This is a genomic window from Cellvibrio zantedeschiae (assembly GCF_014652535.1).
In the GTDB taxonomy this organism is placed as follows: domain Bacteria; phylum Pseudomonadota; class Gammaproteobacteria; order Pseudomonadales; family Cellvibrionaceae; genus Cellvibrio; species Cellvibrio zantedeschiae.
In genome coordinates this window covers 1,384,898-1,406,184 of the sequence record NZ_BMYZ01000001.1, presented here as the reverse complement: position 1 = coordinate 1,406,184, position 21,287 = coordinate 1,384,898, and the positions used below count along the sequence as shown (strand labels likewise).

Here is a 21,287-nt window from a genome sequence, read left to right as displayed (position 1 = left end):
TCTCATCCCTGAGATTTTACATTCGTTAATCGGTAATTAAATTATTGTTTGTTTTTAACAAATTAATTATCGCTGTATCACCACCGGTCAAATTAACCGTATTTAACACAATCGTTTGATCCGTAGCTGTAGCATAGTTTGAGCCATTGAAAGCTCCAGTACTGCTGATGGCAATAGTTGTGTTTGTGCCATCACTTGTGAAATGTAAATAGTTAGTCAGATTTCCACTTGATTCATTTTGTAATAAATCACGAAGATCTAATTTGTCCCCCCCCGCTCCCGTAGTGAAGTCTGTAATAACATCATTAGCAGGAGTGGAAGTTGTGCCTCTGTCGGCAAAATGCCACACGAAGGTATCAGCACCGGCACCGCCTGTCAGCGTATCATTGCCCGAACCACCGTCGAGCAGATCATTACCAACATTACCGGTTAACTTATCATTCCCTGCCAAACCGGCAATGGTATTGCCTGTTGTAAGGTTACCATTTAATGAATTGTTATTGCCTGAGGTTCCCGTTACGTTTGCAACCTCCACATTGACACTGCCAGTTGATGTGCCATTGTGGCCATCAGAAAGCGTATAGCTGAAGCTTGCGATACCATTGAATCCAGACGTCGGTGTGAACACAAGACTTCCATTGGAGAGACTTGCGGTACCGTTAACCCCGCCGAAAACATTGAGAACAGACAAACTACTGGTGTTTTCAATATCCGAATCATTCGTCAGTAAAATTGAAGGGGCCACTGTAAGCGTGGTATCTGTTGATGCAATAAGGGAATCTCTTCCAGCCACAGGATTGTCATTCACGGCTAATACATCTATAGCAACTGTTGCGGTACTGGTCCCTCCATTTCCATCGCTAATAGTGTATGTATAACTGGCAGGACCATTATAATTAGCTGTCGGTGTGAAGATTACATTTCCACCGCTCAATTGGACCGTCCCGTTTTGAGCGCCTTGTACGCTAACTATACTCAGAGTATCACCATCTGCATCCGTATCATTTGCCAATAACTGGCTAACTGGTACGCTCCATTGGGTGTCCTCGTTCATGGTATGCATGCCGGTATGCGTCGTAGGCACAGATGAAAGCAAATTGTAAGTAACACCGTTGTTATTGCTCAATTCCGCTTTAAAGACTGCCTGCCCACCCTGATCCCAATATAGAATCTCGATCGAATGCTGACCGCTAGTTCCGACAGTAAATTGAGTATGTACAGTTCCCGTTGGCGATTGGATAGCATTTACTTGGGCAACAATGACGCCATCAACTTTGATTTGATAGCCGTCATCTGCATAAACCTTGAAATTATATGTACCTGCTGCCAGCTCAACAGAACCAAACATACGGATAATTGCGTCGCTCGAGGTTCCTGGATCATTACTTAAGGATGCAGCATCCGCACCCAGGAAGGTTTGTAAATTAGTACCGTACCCCAGGTTGTTGGAAATTGCGGTGGTAGTTCCGTAATCGAATTTGGTGGCAACAAAAGTAGCATCTGGCCCATGACTTGCGATAAAGGTATTAATTTGGGCCAAGGTTGTTACGTTCCCTCCATCCGGACCCTCAAAATAAGAATAGTATTCAGACACAAGACCTTTGCTGGTCACAGAATCCACCGCTGGGTCATTAACAGCAACTGGAGCGCGATTATCCAAAACAGTCGTAGTCACGCTATTCGCAGTACTGTTAACAACCAGACTCTCAAAACCACCACCCGTCGTTGAGCCGATGGTCACTGTGAAGTTTTCGTTGCCTTCCGTTAGGGCATCAGTCAATGCAGAAATATTGAAGCTCGCGCTGCTACTGCCTGCTGGAATGGTTACGCTTGTTGCACCATTATAATCAGCTCCATTAGCCGCAGTACCTGAATAGGTCAGGTTTACGGTCATGGCAGTTTGGGTCGGGTGATCCAGGCTTAATGTATAGCTACCTGAGCTCCCCTCTTTGACGGAGGCTGCACCGCTAAGACTTAGGGTTGTGACACCAATGGTATCCGTAATATTGGTTACCGCAGCAGCAGGGTTCAGTGCAAGAACCTCAAAACCTGCACCAACTGCAGAGGTGATCGTTGTAGTTAAAGTACTTGCATCAATATAGAAATCGTCGGTAGGGGCAGCAACCGACACTGTTCCTGTAGTAGCGCCGTCAACAATCGTAATAACTGAGTTATTGCTCAAATTAACGGTAACCGTGCCTTTAGCCGGGCTTGATAAGGTTGCGGTGTACAGAACTGAACCACCTTCAGCAACGCTTGCAGGTGCGGAAAGACTTACAGTTGTAATATCTGCATCATCTTTAACCACCGTGTTGACTGTACTTGTTATATCCAATGCTTCATACAAACCTCCTGTAGTACTTGAGATACTCACGCTAAGTGATTGATCACCCTGCGCATATACATCATCAATACGTACTGGAACTGCAGCGCTAGTGGCCGTTGTATCCCCAACAGGAATGGTAATATCTGTCCCGTTGCTTAAGTGGATGACCAAAGGCGTGCCACTGACAGCAGCGTTAACAGTAGCTGTGTATAGGATAGACCCACCTTCGGTGACACTCGCGGCGGCTGAAAGCGTTACTGTCGTTATATCTGCATCGTCAGAAACAATAGTTGTTGCAGTGCTGCTGATATCCAACGACTCATAATTTCCTCCACTAGTACTGGTAACGCCTACCACCAAAGATTGATCACCTTGAGCTTGAACATCATCTACACGTACCGGCACTGGAGCACTGGTGCCGGACGAGGATCCCACAGGAATATTGATATCCACACCGTTACTTAAATGGATGACTAAAGGCGTGCCAGCCACAGGGTGGTTAAGATTTGCGGTATAAACGATTGAGCCACCTTCAACCACGTTGTTAGCAGCAACTAAACTTACAGTGGTCACATCGCCGTCATCACTGACTAGGGTTGTCACAGTGCTTGAAGTATTTAAAGCTTCGTAATTTCCACCGCTAGTATTCGTAATAGCCACAACTATTGATTGATCACCCTGCGCATTGAAGTCGTCAGCGCGAACAGGTACTGCAAGGCTGTTTGCGCTAGTCGCGCCAACCGGAATACTAATGTTCACACCGTTATTTAAATGAATTACTAAGGGCGAACCTGTGACCGCGTTGTTAACACTTGCGGTGTATACGATGCTACCGCCCTCAGAGACGTTCGCCACGGCATTTAGAGTTACAGTCGTAACATCTGTATCGTCAGAAACAATAGTTGTTGCAGTGCTGCTGGTATCCAACGACTCATAATTTCCTCCACTAGTGCCGGAAATGCCAACCACAATAGATTGGTTACCTTGAGCATAGTTATCATCGCTACGAACCGGGACCGGAACACTATTACCGGAGGTAGAGCCCACCGGAATATTGATATCAACGCCGTTATCGAGGTGAATCACTAAAGGCGAGCCCGTTACTGCATTGCTAAGGGTTGCGCTATAAACGATCGAACCACCTTCCGCAACACTGCTCGCAGCCCCCAAAGTAACCGTTGTAGTATCAAGAGTATCAACAATCGCCGTTACAGCCGGAGTTGGGTTAATCGCAAGATTAATGCCACCACCTGATGTACCAGAAATGGTTGCACTGACGCTGCTCGGGTCAACATACACATCATCACTACCTGCTATCACAACAGCCGTACTGCCTGACGTTTGGCCAGCAAGGATAGTGATAGTTGAACCGTTCGATAAATTTACTTGCAGGTTACTCACGGGTGCCGATGTAATAGTGGCAGTGTAAGTGATAGTGCCGCCCGCCTCTGTTAATGAGGAGGTTGCTGACAGGCTTACGGTTGCTACATCAGCATCTAACAGGTTTGTAGTCACGCTATTGGCAGAGCCGCTAACAACCAGGTTTTCGAAGTTGCCGCCGGTTACTGAACCTATAGAAACAGTGAAGCTTTCTGTGCCTTCAACCAAACCATCGGTCAAAGCAGAAATATCAAAGGTCGCTGAGCTGCCATTCGCAGGGATAGTCACTGTGGTTACGCCACTAATATCTGTGCCGTTCGCTGCAACACCCGAGTAAGTCAGGTTGACGGTAACTGCGGTTTGCGCAGGGTGAGTCAAGCTCAGAGTATAAATAGCGAGTGAACCTTCAGATAAAGACGCTGCACCCGTCAGGCTGAGGGTTGTAGTATCCGAGGTATCGGTAATTGTGGTTACCGCCGCTACCGGGCTGGTTACCAAACTCTCAAAATTACCCCCCACTACATTGGAGATAGTTGCAGAAACCGAGCTGGTATCTACGTAGACATCATCGGTTGGCGCTGCAACGGATGTCGAACCTGTGGTCGCGCCGTCCAAAATAGTAATTGAAGCACCATTGCTTAATGTGATCGTCAAAGCGCCTTGCGTTGGATTGGTCAAGGTAGCTGTATAAGTGATCAAGCCACCTTCAGCCGCTGAGACAGGTGCAGAAAGGCTCAGGGTAGTGATATCAAGGGTATCATTTACAGTCGTAACAGCCGGTGTTGAATCCACGGAGAGGGTTTCAAAATTACCACCGCTTGCATTGAGGATATGCGCCGATACGGAGCCTGCATCCACATTGGCATCTTCACCAGGAGCAGCCACAGTAACAGTACCCGTAGTTGCGCCATTTAAAATGGTGATCGAAGAACCATTGCTCAAGTTAACCGTTACTGCACCTTGCGCCGGGTTGGTCAAAGTAGCTGTATAAGTAATTGAACCGCCCTCATTCACTGTAGCGGTTGCAGCCAAGCTCAAACCGGTGATATCGCTCGTATCTGTGATGTTAGTGACTGCAGGCGTTATATCAAGAACGGCATTTTCAAAATTGCCGCCGCTGATAGTTTGCAGAGTAACGGATAATGAACCAGCATCCAGATAGACATCATCAGTTGGTGCATTAACCGATACTGAGCCACTGGTTGCACCGTCAAGGATGGTAATAGACGAGCCATTGCTCAAGCCGATAGTGACTGTACCTTGCGCAGGATTGCTCAAGGTAGCCGTGTACAGGATAGAACCACCCTCTATTGCCGTTGCTGGCGCAGACAGGGTCACATTGGTTGTATCGTTAGTATCAACAATGTTGGTTACAGCTGCGGCAGGATTAGCAACCACAGTGAAGCCGCCGCCGGATGTACCGGTAATAGTTGCGCTGATGGTGGTCGGATCCGCATAAACATCATCACTTGGGGCAACCGTAACAGATTTGGTACCCGTAGTTTGGCCAGCCAAAATAGTAATGGTCTCGCCATTGGAGAGGTTTACCGTCAAGTCCGTTAAAGGCGCCGTGTTGATGGTCGCGGTGTAAACCACAGTACCGCCCGCCTCTGTCAGGCTTGAGGTCGCTGACAGGCTTACAGTCGCAAAATCTACATCCACAATGTTGGTGGTGACGCTGTTGGCCACACCGCTAATCGCCAGTGTTTCGAAGTTGCCGCCAGTTGCAGAAGCAATTGAAACCGTTAAGCTCTCTGGGCCTTCCACCAAACCATCGGTCAAAGCCGAAATGTTAAAGCTGGTTGAGCTGCTGTTAGCCGCGATGGTTACGGTGGTTGAGCCGCTAATATCGGTACCGTTAGCCGCTACACCGCTGTAGTTCAAGGTCACAGTCACTGCGGTTTGCGCAGGGTTGGTTAGGCTCAATGTATAAGAACCAGAAGCACCTTCGGTAATAGAACCCGCACCGGTCAAGCTCAGAGTTGTGGTGTCCGGCGTATCAGTGATAGCAGTTATCGCTGGCGCTGGGTCAATCGCCAGATTCTCGAAGTTGCCGCCAGTTGCACTGTTGATGGTGACCGATACATTACCCGCATCCACATAGACATCATCAGAAGGCGCAAGCACAGAGACACTGCCGCTCGTCGCACCGTTGAGAATAGTGATTGACGAACCGTTGCTCAAATTAACGGTTACAGCACCCTGCGCCGGATTGGTCAGGGTTGCGGTGTAAACAATTGAGCCGCCTTCAGCTGCTGTACCAGAAGCGCTCAAACTAAGGGTAGTAATGTCTCCATCATCAGTAACCGTCGTCACAGCGGGAATCGAGCTAACCACCAGGTTTTCGAAGTTGCCGCCAGATGCACTGGAAATAGTCGCAGAAACACTTCCGCTCACATAAACATCATCAGCCGGAGCAGCGACTGAAACAGTTCCACTGGTCGCGCCATCAAGAATAGTAATGCTTGAGCCATTGCTCAGATTAACAGTAACTGAGCCTTGAGCCGGGTTGGTCAAAGTTGCGGTGTAGGTGATGAGGCCACCTTCTGCCACGTTAGCGGATGCACTCAAGCTAACTGTGGTGGTATCAGCTGTATCAGTGATATTGGTAACCGCAGCAGCCGGATTCACACTTACCGCGAAACCACCACCGGATGTACCGGTAATAGTTGCGCTGATAGTAGTCGGATCAACATAAACATCATCACTTGGAGCAACAGCAATAGATTTGGTACCCGTAGTTTGGCCAGCCAAAATAGTAATGGTCTCGCCATTGGAGAGGTTTACGGTCAAATCAGTCAAAGGCGCCGTGTTGATGGTCGCGGTGTAAACCACAGTACCGCCCGCCTCTGTCAGGCTTGAGGTGGCTGACAGGCTTACAGTCGCAAAATCTACATCCACAATGTTAGTGGTGACGCTATTGGCTACACCGCTAATAGCCAATGTTTCGAAGTTGCCGCCGTTGGCGGAAGCAATTGAAACCGTGAAGCTCTCTGGGCCTTCTACCAAACCATCAGTTAAGGCAGAAATATTAAAGCTGGTTGAGCTGCTATTGGCTGCAATAGTTACGGTAGTAGAACCGCTAATATCGGTACCGTTAGCCGCTACACCGCTGTAGTTCAAAGTCACAGTCACTGCGGTTTGCGCAGGGTTGGTCAGGCTCAATGTGTAAGAACCAGAAGCACCTTCAGTTATAGAGCCAGCACCGGTCAAGCTCAGGGTTGTAATGTCAGATGTATCAGTGATAGCAGTTACCGCTGGTGCCGGGTCAATCGCCAAATTCTCGAAGTTGCCGCCAGATGCATTGTTAATAGTGACCGATACATTGCCTGCATCCACATAGACATCATCAGTAGGCGCAAGTACAGAGACACTGCCGCTAGTCGCACCGTTGGCAATAGTGATTGACGAACCATTGCTCAAATTAACGGTTACTGCACCTTGAGCTGGATTGGTCAGGGTTGCGGTGTAAACAATTGAACCGCCCTCACTTGCAGTACCAGAAGCGCTCAGGCTTACAGTTGTGGTATCCGCTGTATCGATAATGCTGGTACTCACATTGGACGTATTAACCGCTAAACCAGCGTTGCCGCCAGAAGTAGAGCCAATCGCATTAGTGATATTGGATGGATCAACATACACATCATCACTATTAGCCACCGCTGTAGTCGCAGTACCGGTTAACTGGCCCGCAGTAATGGTAATGACTTCGCCATTGACCAAATTGATAGTCAAATTGGAAGACTGTGGATTAGTGAGTGTTGCGGTATAGGTAATGTTCCCGCCCGCTTCGGTCAAGGTAGAGGTTGCAGAAAGCGTTAATGTGCCCGCCGCAGGAAGTACATTGACTGTAACTGTTGCAGTGCTGCTACCGCCGTGGCCGTCGATTACCGTGTAGGTAAAGGTATCGCTACCGCTGAAGCCAGTATTAGGGGTATAGATTGGGTTGCCGCTAACAGCATCAATAACAACTGAACCATTAGCGCCCTGGGTAACGCCGGACACTGAAAGCGGATCATTTTCCGCATCAGAATCATTGGTCAGCACTGAAACAGTTACCGAGTTGCCGTTGATAACACTCGCCGAATCATCCACCGCCACAGGGGCATCGTTTTGCGGATTTATGGTAAGGAAAACAGTAACGGTATTGCTATCGGAAGTACCGTCATTTGCCTTATAGGTGAAACTGTCTGATGCGCCTTCACTGCCATCATGTACATAAGTGAAAGTACCATTGGCATTCAGCGTAAGGGTACCGTGAGCTGGGCCATTAACCAAAATTGAACTGAGGGTACTACCCTCCGCATCTGTATCGTTTAGCAGTATGTTGTTCGCAGCAGTAACCGTGAGGGTTCCACCTTCATCAACAAGGTATGTATCAGTGTTAGCTACCGGAGCATCATTTACAGGAGTCACATTGATGTTTACGGTGACGATGTTGCCATCCACAGTGCCATCGTTAACTTTATAAGAGAAGCTATCGCCAGTGGTTTCACTACCATTGTGGATATAGTTGAAAGTACCGTCCGCATTGAGCGTCAAGGAGCCATTTACAGGGCCTGACACAAGGATTGCATTCAAGGCGTCGCCATCAGCATCCAGGTCATTTGCCAGCACACCAGCGCCAATACCAACACTCAATGTGCCGCCTTCTGCCACTGAATAGGTGTCAGCTACGGCGATAGGAACGTCATTTAGCGGACTGACCGTGAGGTTGACAGTTACGATATTACTGTCAGCCGAACCGTCGTTTGCCTTGTAAGTGAAACTATCAGCGCCGGTTTGACTGCCGTCATGCACGTAAGTGAATGTGCCATTGGCATTCAGCGTCAAAGTACCGTGGGCTGGGCCAGCAACCAGAATTGTATTGAGGCTATTACCTTCTGCATCTGTATCGTTTAGCAGTATGCCGTTTGCAGCAGTAACCGTGAGGGTTCCGCCTTCATCAACCAGGTATGTGTCACTATTAGCAACCGGAGCATCATTTACCGGGGTCACGTTAATAGTTACGGTTACGATGTTGCCGTCTACAGAACCATCGTTAGCTTTATAGGTAAAGCTATCTGAGGTGATTTCACTGCCGTTGTGGATATAGGTAAAGGTGCCGTCAGCATTGAGACTCAAGGAGCCATTCGTAGGGCCAGCCACCAGAACAGCCGTTAAAGGATCAGTGTTTGCATCCGAATCATTTGCCAAAACGCCAGCGCCAATAGCAACACTCAAAGTGCCGCCTTCTGCAACGGAATAAGTATCCGGAGCAGAAACTGGAGCCACATTCCCCAGCGGGTTCACGGTCACAGTTACAGTGGCTGTTGAAGTTGCTCCCGCGTTGTCCTGTACAGTGTAAGTAAAGCTATCAGTACCGGAAAAACCGGAGTTAGGGGTGTAAATCGGGTTGCCTGTAACAGCATCAATCACCACAGCACCATTCGCCCCCTGGGTAACGCCAGACACTGTCAACGCACCACCCTCGGCGTCTGTATCGTTTGCGCGTACAGCCACTGTCACTGAGCTGTTTTCGTTGACAGAGGCCACATCATCGTTAGCAACAGGTACGTCATTAACAGGGCTTACATTGATAGTGACTGTAACAATGTTGCCGTTAACCGAGCCGTCATTAGCCCGATAAGTAAAGGTATCTTGCGTAGTTTCACTGCCGTCATGCACATAACTGAAGGTACCGTCGGCATTCAGTGTCAAGGCACCATGGGCAGGACCTGCCACCAAAACGGCGGTTAAGGGATTGTTTTCCGCATCAGTATCGTTGGCCAGCACTCCAGAGCCACCCGCATTCAGGGTGCCCCCCTCAGCAACAGAGAAGGTATCTGCAACGGAGATCGGGGCATCATTTACCGGAGTGATATTGATATTAACTGTGGCAATATTACTCTGACCAAAGGCATCGACTGCACGATAAGTAAAGCTGTCAGTCGTAGATTCACCATTGTTATGGACATATTTAAACGTGCCATTGGAATAGAGGTTCAAAGTCCCGTGGGCTGGGCCGGTCACCAGTACTGCAGTCAGTGCGTCATTCTCAGCGTCCGTATCATTGTACAAAACACTAAGGCCACCCCAATCCAGTCGGTTTGCCGTACCGCCTTCAAGCACATTGACCGTATCGTCCCCCGCTACTGGTTTAGAGTTCCCAGGAACCACAGCATTTACAGTCACAGTTACGTTAGCAGTTGACGTTGCGCCGCTAGGGTCTCGCACCGTGTAAGAGAAAACATCGGTGCCAGTGAAGCCAGTGTTAGGGGTATAAATCGGGTTACCCGTTACACCATCAATTACCACAGAGCCATTAGCACCCTGGGTTACACCAGAAACCGTTAATGTATCGCCATCCGGATCTGTATCGTTGCTACGAACCGCAACAGTCACAGCGGTATCTTGTGTGGTTGAACTTGTATCGTTAGTAGCTGTAGGCGCAGAATTTGCGGGAGCTGCCGCGTTCACTGTCACACTTACTGTGGCAGTTGATGTATGGCCATTCCCGTCATTGATCGTATAACTAAAAGTGTCGTTACCGGTGAAGCCAGCATTTGGCGTGTAAATCGGGTTGCCGGTCACGGCATCAATCACCACAGAACCATTGGCACCTTGAGTCACACCAGAAACCGTTAATGTATCGCCATCCGGATCAGTATCGTTGCTGCGCACCGCAACCGTGATCGCAGTGTTTTCAACTGTCGTCGCAGTATCGTTGACCGCAGCTGGCGCAGAATTCACCGAGTTAACACCAACATTCACCGTGCTAGTGGTTGTACCGCCGTGACCATCAGATACAGTCACGACAAAACTATCGCTACCGCTGTAGCCGGTAGAAGGTGTATAGGTAAAGGTACCCGTCGCGTTATTCAGTACCAATGTACCGTGACTTGGGTTTCCGGAAACACTGTAAGACAAAGGATCGGCATCAGGATCAGTAGCGCTGATAGCACCATTAACCGGCGTGTTTTGAGCCGTAGATAAGCTTTGGTTACCCGCGACTGGGGCATCGTTAGTAGGGCTTACGCCAACACTAACCACGCTGAAACTAACACCACCTTTTCCATCATCAACGGAAACTACAAATGAATCACTACCATTGAAATTATTGCTGGGTGTGTAGGTAAAATTGCCCGTGGCAGGATCGAGGGAGATATTTCCATGGGAAGCAAAGGACGCAATCGAATAAGTCAGTATGTCCCCAACATCCGGGTCTGTAGCCAATACTTGGCCAGACACCGGCGTATCTTCTGCAGTGGACAAGCTCAGGTTGTTAGTAACCGGAGCATCATTAACAGGTGTTACACCAACATTGATCACGCTAGTGCTTACGCCACCATTGCCATCTGAAACACTCACAACAAACTGATCGGCACCGCTGTAGTTAGCGACCGGGGTATAAACGAACGCACCAGTCACCGGGTTCACAGTCACTGTGCCGTGTGCGGCGTTTGTTGTAACTGAATAGCTGAGAGTATCGCCTTCCACGTCAGTGGCAACGACTTGGCCACTAACAGGTGTATCTTCCAATGTAGTCAGGTTTTGGTCGCCAGTGTCAGGCGCATCATTAACAGGATTTACGCCGATATTGATGGTGCTGGTAGTCACACCACCCTGCCCGTCGGCAATTGTGACCACAAAACTATCGGCACCGTTGTAGTTAGCGCTTGGGGTGTAAACAAATGCACCCGTTGCAGCATTGATAGTGACAGTGCCATTCGCAGCGTTAGTGGTTACTGAATAAGACAGCGCATCGCCGTCAACATCAGTTGCAACCACAGCACCGTTAAGTGGAGTGTCTTCATCCGTAGTAAGGTTTTGGTTATTGCTGACCGGAGCATCATTTACCGGTGTTACGCCAATGGTAATTGTGCTGGTGGTTGTACCGCCATTGCCATCGTTAACCGTAACAACAAAACTGTCTGATCCGTTGTAGTTCGCATTCGGGGTATAGGTGAAACCACCAGTAGCCGCGTTAAGTGTGACAGTTCCGTTCGCCGCGTTGGTAGAAACGCTATAGCTCAGGGTATCGCCTTCTACGTCTGTAGCAACCACTTGGCCGGAAACCGGAGTGTCTTCTGCGGTGGTCAAATTTTGGTTGTTGGTAACCGGTGCGTCATTGACTGCGACAACTGTCAAATTCACGGTTGAAGTTGTGGAGTTGCCGTGATCATCTGTTACCGTGATGATGAAGCTATCGGGACCGTTGTAGTTAGCATTGGGGGTGTAGGTAAAATCACCTGTTGCCGGGTCGAGGACGATAATGCCGTTGCCCGTTTGAGCGGTAAGGCTGTAAGTCAAAGTGTCGTTTTCAACATCGGTCGCAACCACGCGGCCACTAATCACTGTATCTTCATTACCCGTAAAGCTTTGCGCATCGACAACCAAAGGAGCGTTGTTAGAAGGTGCCGTTGCTTGCGTTGTGGTTGCGTCACCACCGGCTGGGTTTGCCGCCGCGAAATTAAACGCATTCGGATCAGTCTCTTCAACAACGCGTGTCAACTCCACAAAGCTGTGGCCTTCACTAGAACCACCGCCATTCAAACCAGCCGCGGTTTCTTCCAGTGTTGTCGTTAAATCGCCACCATTATTCAAAACCGTTAAGGCTTCTTGCACTGATGCATCATCCACTGCGGCATCTTTATTATCTGCAGCCAAATCAGTCCACAAATCGCGGTTCATCAAAACTTCCTGATCACCCGCGATAACCACTGGCTGGCCTTCACCAAAATCCAGCTCTATTCGAGCACCTGTTGCCGTAATGACCACTTCTTCCGCAGTTACCGTATCGCCCACTTTCAATGGACGAAGCTTGCCGTCTGGACTTTTGGCCCAAGCTTGACCTTCAAGAGACGCAACGGTGGCAACAGAATTAGCCATAACAACACTCCAGTGGGTAATACAAAATGAAAAGAGAATAAGGGATTTTTCTGAAGTCTAGCCGAGGTGGACTGATGCGCTATTGGACTGAAGGACAATAAAAGAATAAAACGAAAAACAGAGGGAAAAAGAATAATAAAGTAATAAAAACGAGGGAGTTATTGGCGGCCTGAAAGCACTAAAACCAAATGCAGGCGATCACGTACATTCAGTTTTTCAAACACCGCACTCAAATGGGCTTTTACAGTGCGCTCAGTAATATCCAGCTCACGCGCAACTTCTTTGTTGGATTTTCCCGCTGCTACAGCTTTTGCAACATCCTGCTCGCGAGTACTGAGCATATCGAGATGAATTTTTTCTGGAGCAGATTGAATAATATTGGCCGTGGCAAAAACCAATTGCCGCATTAAATCCACTCCCAACCACAAGCCGCCAACCTCAACTACCTGACTCACTTGTTGCAGCACCGGTACTACGGCCAAATAATGCAAATAACCACTCGCACCAGCTTCCAAAACTTGCTTTGCCTGGCTCGGGTCTTCTGCCTGAGTGAGCCCGACAACGCGAGCGCCTGCCGCAACCCAACGAGCGATATGCGCGAGACTGTACACGTCTCCCAACATTACCCAAATAAGCAAACCACGCACGTCTGCAGGTAATTCGCTTTCGTCGCTCAGCAATCGAGCCGACGGAAATGCCTGTTGCCAGCGCGGAGATTCAATATGAGGTGGTGAAACAAATAGTGACTGCATTATCGCTCTGTTAAGGCATTTTGCTTCGCCCGCAAAACAGGCTTGAGTAAATAAGATAGAACAGTTTTCTTACCGGTCAAGATATCCACCTGCGCCGTCATACCAGGCATGATGGGCAGGGATGCATCAAAACCAGAGCGCTCTGTTCGCACGCGCACCAGATAAAAAACGTTGTCTTTATCATCTTTCATGGTGTCAGCACTAATATGTTCAAGCTTGCCGGTTAAGCCACCATAAACAGCAAAATCATAGGCGGTGAATTTTACAATCGCCGTTTCGCCCGGATGTAAAAATGCAATATCTTTTGGTGCGACTTTGGCCTCAATTAAGAGCTGATCGTCCAAGGGAATAATTTCAATCACTTCGTGCCCAGGTTGAACAACACCACCTAATGTATTGGTATAAAGTTTTTGCACAGTGCCGTGTACGGGAGCGCGAATTTCTGAATATTTAATTTTATCTGCAAGCCCTGTACCCGTTTCACTTAAGCTGGAAAGCTTTGCAAGAGTTTCCGATAATTCGGTACGCCATTTATTCATTTCATTCAATTCAACTTCGCGTACTTTACCTTCAGATTCCTGTACTGCCGCAAGTAAACGCTGCTCTTGCGCCAAGGCTTGTTGCCGCGCACCCTGTGCGTTAGAGACCTCACCTTGCAATTTTAAAATTTCAACTTCAGATACAGCGCCGCTTTTGAGCAGTGGCGTAGTTACCGTCAATTCCTGGTTAGCCAATTCCAACGCGCGCGTAACCTGCGATAATTTTGCACGCACTTCTTGCAACTCACGCTGGCGCTGCTCCAATTGACTGCGCGAAATACTTAATTGCTCGTCCAGCTCGCGCCGATTGGCTTCATATAATGTTCTTTCGTGCTCTGCAATATCGGGCGCAGATTTAATAATTTCCTCAGGCATATCCAAAGGAAGATTCGCTGTTAAGGCTCTCAGGCGCGCAGCACGAGCTTCCAATGACACCAGCGATGCATTATTTTCACGGAAGCTGGACACAAAACGCGTTGGATCAATACGCACCAGCAAATCGCCTTTATTAACCACATCACCTTCGTGCACTAAAATTTCTTTTACTACGCCGCCGTCAAACGATTGGATGACTTGCAATTGTTGTGACGGAATCACTTTGCCTTCACCGCGTGCAACTTCATCTACTTTTGCAAATGCAGCCCAGACTAATAAAATTAAAAACACAATGGCGATTGAATTTAACAGCAAGCGCGCCCGCAAAGGCTCTTGTTGTACACGTGCCCAATCGGCGTCACTTATCCAATCGTGCGACTGCTCATTAATGGGGGCTAACCAACGTTGATATATTTTGTCGATGTAAGCACTCGCGGGTACCCCAATTTTTTCGAGCCACAAGCCTACTTTTTTAAAGTACTTTTCTGAGCGAGAAATATTTTTTTCTGGAAGCTGAGCATTCATTATGATGCCCTCCCAATACGGCCCTGACGCAAAGCTTCAACAACTTGTTCTTTCGCACCGTCGGCAACAATTTTTCCTGCATCAATAACAATAATGCGATTCACCAATTCCAACAACGAAGTTCGATGCGTAATCACCACCATGGTTTTACCTTGCGCATAGGCGGCGATATTGCGCTTAAATTCTTCTTCGCTGGAATGGTCCATGGAACCTGTGGGTTCATCAAACAATAAAATGGCAGGATCATTTAACAGCGCGCGCGCAATAGTCACGCTTTGGCGTTGACCGCCAGACAACAATTGCCCGTGCTCACCCACCGGCATGGCGAGGCCAGCAGGATGTTGATTAACAAATTCAGTTAATCCGCTAAGGCGAACAGCTTCCAACAAAGCTTCATCGTTAACATGACCTGCTCCCATAGCAATATTGTCACGCAGGGTTCCGTAAAATAAATTGACATCTTGGGATACAAAACCAATATTACGGCGCAGCTCTGCAGGGTCTAATTGACGAACATCAATTCCGTCCACCAACACTGTGCCCTCAGTAGGCTCATACAACCCCGCTATCATTTTCTCCAGAGTCGTTTTACCAGAGCCGTTACGCCCCAAAATTGCAACGCGTTCTCCCGGGTTAATCTTGAAAGAAATATTGCGCAGAACTTCGCGTTCATCATTCGGATATTTAAAACCAACTTGTTTGAATTCAATGCCACCTTGCAAACGTGAACGGCTAATCCAATTGGAACCTGCCGGGCGATCTACCGGCTTGCTCATGATTTGTTCCAGATTGGTGAGCGCGGTCGCAGCTTGGTGATATTGCATTAACAACGCAGCAGTTTGGCTGATCGGCCCCATCACACGAGCAGATAACATGTAGCTCGCAATTAAACCGCCTTGGGTTAAGTCGCCATCAATAATTAAATAAACGCCCACGATAATAATAATGACCGATACAACTTGTTGAATCCACGCAGTACCTGCACCTACAGAGCCAGAAAGCATGCGCATTTTTACAGAGGTGCGCGAAAGCAAAAGCGTTGTTTGCTCCCAAATTGCTTGCATGCGCCCTTCTGCACCAGTGGTTTTTAAAGTTTCGAGACCTTGCAAACTTTCAACAAGAATGGCATTGCGCTGTGCAGCAGCCTGCATGGAGTTTTCAGAAAGACTGTGCATTTTGTGTTGCACAGCTGCGGCGTAAAGAATGGAGGCAACTATGCCAAATAAAATTGGAAAAATAAGCGGCCAGGAAATAATCGCAATCACAACCGTAAACAATAAAACAAAAGGTAAATCAACAAACGCAAGCACAGTTGCCGAGCTGATAAAGCTGCGAATAGATTCGAAGGATTGCAAGCTCGACGCAAATGAACCCACAGATACCGGGCGTTCGGATAATTTCATCCCCAGTACGCGCTCCATAATCGTGGCTGACAATGAAATATCAGTTCGGCTTGCCGCCAAATCCACAAACCAGGCGCGCATCATTCGCAAACCAAAATCAGCGCTAATCATTAAGACTATGCCAAGCGCTAATACCCACAGCGTGTCTGTTGCGTGATTGGGTACAACGCGGTCGTACACGTTCATCACAAACAGTGGCGATGCCAAAGCAAAAATATTAATGATAAACGCCGTTAGTAAAACATCGCGATAAAGCTCACGGTGCTCGCCAATCACACTCCAAAACCAATGGCCGCGATTTACTTTTGCGATACTGGTAGCTCTTGCATCAAATTGTTGCTCAGGGCGTGCGTAAATAACCTGGCCACCGTAATTTTCGGCGAGCTCGGCAAGGGGAATTTGCGTCGGTGAATTACCTAACTCGGGGAAAACAACGCGCGCACTTTGTGTACCCTTATTCAGTTCAAGCAGCACACAGGCAGAGTTATTTTTGAGCAAAAGGATTGCGGGAAATAAAGCATCGTTAAGCTGCAACAAATCGCGGGCAATAATTTTGCTGGATAAACCAGCACGCTTGGCAGAACGCGAAAAAGATGATGGGGTTAGTTGGTTTTGAACAAGCGGTAAACCGGCAAGTAAGGTTTCGGAGGTTGCTAAAATACCGTGAGCACGGGTTAGTATCAGCAAACATTCCAGCAAGGGCCCACCTTTTTCTAATGCGCCAGATTGTTGCGTTACCATGCAAAAGCTCCCGGGAAATTCGCCCCGCTATCGAATAGAAATTTGGTGAGACATGGATTATCTGAGCGAGAACCTAATCCGCACAGATGCCCCCAATAACTTAGGCTAAATATAGTCGCCCTATTTAAGTTCCGCAATTTTAAAGAGAGGATAACTGCTTGTTTCAGTTACAAAAAAAGCACAGTGCCGCAAAGAACACTGTGCTTTTTTGGTGCTTCAGGAATTACCCTTGACGAGATACCGTAATTTCTACCCGGCGATTGGCTGAGCGGCCTGCCTCAGTCGTATTGTCGCCAACCGCACGCGTGGCACCATAACCTTCGGTTTGAAAGGTGATTTGGTCCAAACCATTTAAAATAAAATAATTTTTAACACTTTCCGCACGGGCTTTTGACAAAGGGATATTAATCATGTCAGAACCGGTGTTGTCCGTGTGGCCGTCGATTTTGATTTGTACAACATTAGGCGTATTTTTAATTTGCAGAATAAGCGCGTCTAACTTTTGGGTTGCGTTGGATGTTAATACAGAGCTACCTACATCAAATAATGCATCACCACTAATGCGAATCATCTCTGAAATCAAATCTTTGCGCGAATAACCTTCCGCCACTTCAAGTGGACACGCATTATTGCCATCAATTTTAATTTTATCATTGACCTTGGCACCTTTAACTTGTACCAAAGATTCCCGGGTAATATCCAAGGCCGGTAACAATTTACCCATGGCAGTCAATGTGCGTGCGTGCGCAATATTTAAATCTGCCTGCGCACTGGTATAAGCGCGGTTAGCTTGAAAATATTCATTTTCAGCATCCAGCAAATCCAGCAATGAACGCTGGCCAATTTTAAATTGCTCGCTGTAAGCAGTACGAACTTTGTCGCTAGAACGACGATGCTGATCCAATGATTTCAATTGTTCTTTAATACGCTGGGTATCGTTGTATGCAATTTGAGTGGTCTGGCGTAAATCAACGCAGGCCTTATCGCGCTGATCTTTAGCCACATTAACTTCTTCCAAAGCTCTACGCACTGCTGAACGAGTCGCACCACCAGAGAAGAGATTGTAAGTGATCGCTAATTCAATCGCGCTTTCATCACCATAGCGAGCGGCATCCACGCGCTCATCAAAACCATTGCTGTTTCGACTCACGACCTGACGCGCACGCAATTCAGCTTTAGGGTAATAACCCGAGCGCTCTACTTTTACATTTGCCTGTATGGCAGCGATATTTTTTATAGCCGCATGAAAACCTGAATTTCCCTGATAAGCCAATTGCAAGGCCTCGCGGATATTCGGCGGTAGATTAGTTTGTGAAAAAGAAGATGCGGTTAAATCAGTCGCAGGCAATTGGCCCACAATACGCAAATAGCGCGCTGTAACATCATGCAGATTGGAGGCTTCGGTCAAAAGATTGGTTTCAGCCAGCGCCAAACGCCCGGCTACTTGCTCAAGGTCTACCTTGCGGCCAACACCGGAGTTTACACGCTCTTCGATTTGGCTAAATACTTCCTGATGCTTGGTGTAATTGTCGCGCGCAGAGCTCAGCAATTGCCGCTCGCGGTTAACATCTTCATAAGCACGAACAGCTTCAAAGGCCGTATTTTCAACACTATCCAATAATTCGTAATAACGAACTAAACGGGCACCCTCAAAGTGCTCCACCTGACCGGATGTGCGAAAGCCTTCAAATAAACTTTGCGTTAATGAAACCTGGCCTTGGGTATTGGAGTAGCGGTCACGGCCGTCAAAATCGCGAGAATTTTTGCCTGCGCTTGCTGCCAAATCGACAGAAGGCATATAGCCTGCACGCGCTTCACCGATTTGGTATGTGGCAGCATTAAAAGAATGCCAGGTGGCCTGAATATCCGGATTGGATTCGATGGCCTGAATCGCAGCATCATGGACATTTGATGCTGGTGCGGCTTGAACCATAAGACTTGAAAACGCCAAACAACTAACAAAAGACCGAAGAACTAACGAACTCACGCTGACCGTTGGACCCATTTTCATTAACTTGAACCTTTATAGGTATTAGACTGTTATAGATATTCTGCCGATAAACCTCATGAAATACCTATTTTATATAACTATTCGAGACATATCTTTTAACTATGTCAGCTAAATTTGCATTTAAACATCGTGTTCCATCATAAGCGAGGCACCTTAGGCCCACAACACGATAACAATTTCTGTGACACATTTCACATAAATAAACCTTCGAAAGATAGATCAAGAATTCAGTTTTGACCAGATATTGCTCAAAATTTAATCCAAACTTACTTTTTCGTAGGTACTTATCTGGAAATGCGCCAAGTCGACCAAGCCCTCTCCCGCCAGCTTTACCTGTAAATCCGAACTCAACTTCCACGCAAAGGGTGTCATTTCCAGTAGTGCATTAGTCAATTCGCCAGCCGGAACACTCAAAGGAAAACTCACTTCAATGTGAGATAGATCCTTAAACCCATGCGGAACCTTGGGTTGTGGATGAGGTTTTATCTCTTTATATATCCTTTTACGTAACTCGATCAGATGTCGATCACCCGGAGTAACTATAAATAGCTTTCCATCAGGTTTAAGAACACGGAATAATTCTTCGTCTTTGCTCGGAGCGTAGATCCGGACAATCACATCCATACTCGTGTCTGCCAAGGGCAATAAATGGCTTGAAGCTACAACATAGGTCGTTTGCGATGGCCGATTTTTAGCGGCCAAACGGATTCCCGCTTTCGCAATGTCAATTCCATAAATATCAGCGTGCTTGCAATGCTCAGCTAAACCCCGAGTGAAATAGCCTTCACCACAACCAATATCCAGAAGACTCCCACTATTAGGATCAATTATTTTCTTCAGCTCATTGAGCAGTGGAGCAAAATAACCGGCCGTTAAAAACGCACGTCGTGCAGCCAGTTGTTGTTTAGCATCGCCTGGCTCACGTGAATTTTTATGGTGAACCGGCAATAAATTAAAATAACCTTCTTTAGCTCGATCAAACTGGTGGCGATTCGCGCAGGCCAACCCCTGTTCGTTAACAATCAAAAACTGTGAGCACAGAGGACAAATCAATTCTTTCATGATATTTATTCTAAAAAAACGGCAGCTTCTAAAAAAGCGGCAGCATGCAGAGCCGACTATAAATAAGCAAGCAAAAAATCTGGTTACACTTATCTACACCCAGCATCAAAAACAATATTTAACACACAAAAAAGGATGCGCTATTGCTAACGCATCCCCTGATGAAAGTAACATTTAAAAATGGTGAGGTGAAAACTATTCAGCATCAACCTCATAGCGATCAATAATGTCACGCACCAAACCACTGCGAACAATATCGTCGCGTGCAAATTCATGCACATACACATTAGGCAAATCACTTAAACGCGCAACCGCATCTGCCAAACCGTTGGGGCCGCGAATATCGCTTTGATTGACGTCGCCGTTAATCACAACCTTACAATCTTCGCCAATGCGAGTTAAAAACATTTTCATTTGCGCAACGCTGGTGTTTTGCGCTTCATCTAAAATAACAAAGGTTTTGCTATTAAAGGTTTTACCGCGCATGTATGCCAAAGGCGCAGCAACAATTCGCCCGTGACGCAAACAATAATCTACCGTGCCCGCACCAAGACGCTCATTTAAAATATCGCGAAAGGCGTCAATGTAAACTGAAAATTTCTCATCCAAATCACCAGGTAAAAAGCCAAGGCTTTCCCCGGATTCAACTGCAGGGCGAGTGAGAATAATTCTCTCTATGCGACCAGATTCAAGCGCTTCAGCCGCCAAAGCTCCTGCACAATAACTTTTACCCGTACCAGCTGGGCCAATACCAAAGGTTAAGGCATGTTGATTAATTGCAGTGATGTAATCTTGCTGAGCTTGGTTTTTTGCGCGGAGGGGTTGGGCAGAGCGAGGGGGAGAGTAAGCTGTTTCGACTTGTTTCGAGCGGGATTTTAGATCAACTATGTTGTCATCGATTCTCGGCTGTTTTCGCGAAGATTTATGTCGCGAGCTTTTTTGAATGCCTTCATCGGCGAAGTTGCTATGAGAATTACCACTATAAGAGTTACTGCGTCTAGCGTGATTTCTTCTTGCCATAAATGGTCACCGCCCTTAAGGTTCAAAGTTAACAACAAGGTTTTGGCTTTCTAATTTCTATTAACGCACTACCTATTAACACACTTATAAATAACGCATTGCAATTTAACCTGTTTGTAGACAGAACACTGATCCTCCTATTGTCGAAATCACCTCACTCTTAGCAGCTGTATGAATCTATAAAGGTAACAAAGCCCTGTGAATAATTGATGACAGCATCAAGGATCCACTCACTTACCTTCTACCATATCTTGTGGATTTTTTTTGATCCACACCTAGATA

Annotated in this window: 7 protein-coding genes; all 7 read right to left on the bottom strand. The window is 47.2% G+C overall.

Annotation, left to right across the window (positions count from 1 at the left end):
• Window positions 1–25: 25 nt before the first annotated feature.
• The 7 genes from IE104_RS06170 to IE104_RS06140 all read right to left on the bottom strand — a co-directional run bounded on the left by IE104_RS06170 (window position 26) and on the right by IE104_RS06140 (window position 21,005).
• Complete coding sequence (locus IE104_RS06170; RefSeq protein WP_189416760.1) at window positions 26–12,577, bottom strand: retention module-containing protein; 12,552 nt, start codon at window positions 12,575–12,577, stop codon at window positions 26–28.
• 158 nt (window positions 12,578–12,735) lie between these two features.
• Window positions 12,736–13,329, bottom strand: a complete 594-nt coding sequence (locus tag IE104_RS06165; protein ID WP_189416754.1) for a helix-turn-helix transcriptional regulator — start codon at window positions 13,327–13,329, stop codon at window positions 12,736–12,738.
• Entirely contained in the window at window positions 13,329–14,768 is a 1,440-nt protein-coding gene (locus IE104_RS06160; protein ID WP_189416752.1) for an HlyD family type I secretion periplasmic adaptor subunit, read from the bottom strand. Before IE104_RS06160 ends, IE104_RS06165 begins: the two co-directional genes overlap by 1 nt.
• A complete protein-coding gene (locus tag IE104_RS06155; protein WP_189416751.1) occupies window positions 14,768–16,912 on the bottom strand; it encodes a type I secretion system permease/ATPase in 2,145 nt (714 codons plus the stop codon). Before IE104_RS06155 ends, IE104_RS06160 begins: the two co-directional genes overlap by 1 nt.
• Before the next feature lie 223 nt (window positions 16,913–17,135).
• Entirely contained in the window at window positions 17,136–18,923 is a 1,788-nt protein-coding gene (locus IE104_RS06150; RefSeq protein ID WP_189416749.1) for a TolC family outer membrane protein, read from the bottom strand.
• Window positions 18,924–19,178: 255 nt separating this feature from the next.
• Window positions 19,179–19,985, bottom strand: coding sequence for a putative RNA methyltransferase (locus IE104_RS06145; RefSeq protein WP_189416748.1), 807 nt, complete (start codon window positions 19,983–19,985; stop codon window positions 19,179–19,181).
• Window positions 19,986–20,180: 195 nt separating this feature from the next.
• Entirely contained in the window at window positions 20,181–21,005 is an 825-nt protein-coding gene (locus IE104_RS06140; RefSeq protein WP_189416746.1) for a PhoH family protein, read from the bottom strand.
• Window positions 21,006–21,287: the final 282 nt, after the last annotated feature.